Annotated in this window: 3 protein-coding genes; 2 read left to right on the top strand and 1 reads right to left on the bottom strand. The window is 72.5% G+C overall.

What is annotated here, in order from left to right; translation table 11 throughout:
* Both PLL68_RS11665 and PLL68_RS11660 read left to right on the top strand, forming a co-directional pair.
* On the top strand, positions 1-189 hold a 189-nt coding region (locus tag PLL68_RS11665), incomplete at its 5' end, for a hypothetical protein (RefSeq protein WP_324534267.1).
* Positions 186-1,016, top strand: coding sequence for a 2-oxo acid dehydrogenase subunit E2 (locus tag PLL68_RS11660; RefSeq protein ID WP_324534265.1), 831 nt, complete (start codon positions 186-188; stop codon positions 1,014-1,016). The genes PLL68_RS11665 and PLL68_RS11660, both read left to right, overlap by 4 nt.
* An 84-nt stretch (positions 1,017-1,100) precedes the next feature.
* Here the strand turns inward: PLL68_RS11660 and PLL68_RS11655 are convergent, their stop codons facing one another.
* Positions 1,101-2,573: a fused MFS/spermidine synthase gene (locus PLL68_RS11655; RefSeq protein ID WP_324534264.1), complete on the bottom strand. Its 1,473-nt coding sequence runs from the start codon at positions 2,571-2,573 to the stop codon at positions 1,101-1,103.
* Between the last annotated feature and the right edge of the window lie 61 nt (positions 2,574-2,634).

The raw sequence follows: 2,634 nt of genomic DNA, 5'->3' as shown, positions 1-2,634 counted from the left end.
GCGTTCGACCGGGTGCTGCGCACCCGCGCACTGACGATGCTCGACCCGGATGCCGTGGCACGCGCCGTCGTCGCCGCCGTCGAGGACGATCAGCCCACCCTTCGGATGCCGCGCCGCGCGGCCCCGCTCGCAACCCTCACCCACGCGCCCCGCAGCGTCGTGCGGTTGGCCCTGACCGGCATCCGATGACCGGCCACCACAGCGCACCCCGGGTGCCGGTGCGCCGCAAGATCGCCGTGGCGACCTGGCGGCCGTCCCGCGACGGACGGATCTACGCGCGCATGGAGGTCGACGTCACGCCCGCCCTGGCCTACATCGACCGGGTGCGGGAAGAGACCGGCGAGCGCATCACGATCACCCACGTCGTCGGAGCGGCTCTCGGTCGGGCCCTGCGTGCGGTGCCCGAGGTGCGGGCGCGGGTGGTCTTCGGGCGGCTGCGTCCACTGGAGAGGTGCGACATCGGGTTCGCCGTCGACATCGATCGCGGGTCCGACCTCGCGCCGATCAAGGTGCACGACGTCGACCGCCTCAGCCCCGTGGAGATCGCCCAGGCGCTGGATGCCGGGGCCGGCAAGCTGCGCCGCGGCGACCACACGTCGTACAAGCGCACCTCGAGCCTGGTGAAGATCGCCCCGGCGTGGGCGCTGCGCCCGGTGATGGCGGCCGCGGGGGTCGTGGCAGGCGGCTTCGGGAAGGGCTTCGTCGGCCAGCCCGGCTTCCCGCTCGGCACGGCGTTCGTCTCCAACGTCGGCACCCTCGGGCTCGACGAGGCCTTCCTCGCACCGCTGCCGCTGGCCCGCACGCCGATCTACCTCGCGGTGGGCACGGTGCAGCAGCGGGCGGTCGTCGTCGACGGGGAGGTCGTCGCCCGGCCGGTGCTCGTGCTCGTCGCGACGGCCGACCACCGGATCGTCGACGGGGCCCACGCCGGTCAGGTCACGACGATCGTGCGCGACCTGCTGACCCACCCGGACCGCCTCGACCACCCACCGCACCTCGACTTTTCCTCCCCATGAGGGAAACATGCGGTTCGCAAGGGATGCCTTCCCCGGCGAACCTCGTGCTTCCCTTGTGAAGCACCCTCAGCAAGCCGCCGACGCTCAGGCCACGGGGCGACGGGCGCTCGGGTAGGGCGTCAGCAACTGGTCGACCGGGGCGAAGTCGTCGGTCAGCACGGGCGAGTCACCGATCCAGGCATCCAGCTCGGCGCCCTCGACGACCTCCCACGCCAGCCCCTGGGCGGCAAAGCCTGACCGCAGGGCCTCCAGGTCGAGCGGCTCGTCGGAGGCGATCGCGACCACGTTGCCACCGGACCCGACCTCGCGACCCAGCGTCTCGGCATCCGAGGCCACCGCGACGTGCTCGAAGACCGTTCGCATCGTGGCGAGCTCGGCCCGGGCGAAGGACAACGGCGCGAAGTCGATGAGGTTGGCGGCGTAGATGCCGCCGGGACGCACCACGCGCTGGACGTCGGTGAGGGCCTCGCGGGTCGTCAGGTGCCAGGGGACGCTGATCCCACCGAACGCGTCGCCGACCACGAGGTCACGGCTGTCGGTGGCGAGGCTGCGCAGCCCGAGCCGGGCGTCCTCGATGCGCACGTCCATCGCCGGGCCGGTGACCAGCCCGAGGTCGCGCTCGTCGATCGCCAGCACCCCGCGGTCGATCTCGGAGACCACGCTGACCGTGCCTGGTCGCACCCGCTCGAGGTAGCGAGGAAAGGTCAGCCCGCCGCCGCCGAGGTGATAGGCCTCCAGCGGCTCACCGGCCGGGAACGCCGTGTCCGCAACGGCCGCGAGTGCCTGCACGTACTGGAACTCGAGATGCGTCGGGTCGTCCAGGTCGACGTAGGAGTGGCGCAGGCTGTCGAGCACGAGCACCCGACCGCTCTCGCGCGCCGGGTCCACCTGCACCTGCGCGCAGTGGTAGACGGTCTCGGCCTCGCACCTGCCCGGCCCGTAGGCCGCCCCGAGGGCCCCCGGCACCAACAACACGAGCGGCACGACAGCAGCCCGGGCACCCCGAACAGCCACCTCGACAGCAGCCGCCGCCAGCACGAGCAGCACCCCGGTGGCGACGAGCACCGAGCTGACCGGCAGCGCCGCGAGGAACACGAACCCGGTGAGCACCGTCCCGGCGATGGCCCCGACCGTGCCGATGCCTGACAGTCGGCCGACGACGCTGCCGGTCTCGGCAAGGTCGGTGAGCACGAGCTTCGTCACCATGGGGGACACGGCCGAGAGCAACGCCCCCGGCACGAGGATCGCCACGATCGCCATGAGCAGCGCCGCTCCCGACCCTCCGGTCTCACCCGCGGCTCGAACGAGGAACGGGGTCGCGGCCACAGCCACCCCCGAGATCGCAAGCAGCGGGCCGAGTGCCCGACGCGGCGGCATGATGTCGGCGGCTCGGCCCCCGGCCCACGACCCGGTGGCGATCGCGGCCAGCGCGATGCCGATGACGATCGTGCTCGTCTCGAGGGTGAGGCCGAGGTAGGGGGCAAGCAGGCGCAGCGCCGCGAGCTCGACGACGAGCACGGCTGCACTCGAGCCGAACACCAATGCAGCCGCCGTCATCGGCCCCAGCCCACGCACAGATTCCGGGGATGTGCCTGGGGCTTTCGTCATGGCGACCAGT

The sequence above is a fragment of the Ornithinibacter sp. genome (assembly GCF_035443565.1).
Lineage (GTDB): Bacteria > Actinomycetota > Actinomycetes > Actinomycetales > Dermatophilaceae > Fodinibacter.
This window is presented reverse-complemented; position numbering and strand designations above follow the sequence as displayed.

Bases quoted from the DNA above. Each gene is read 5' to 3' on its own strand.
- PLL68_RS11660 (WP_324534265.1), top strand. From the start codon at position 186: ATGACCGGCCACCACAGCGCACCCCGGGTGCCGGTGCGCCGCAAGATC.
- PLL68_RS11655 (WP_324534264.1), bottom strand. From the start codon at position 2,573: ATGACGGCGGCTGCATTGGTGTTCGGCTCGAGTGCAGCCGTGCTCGTC.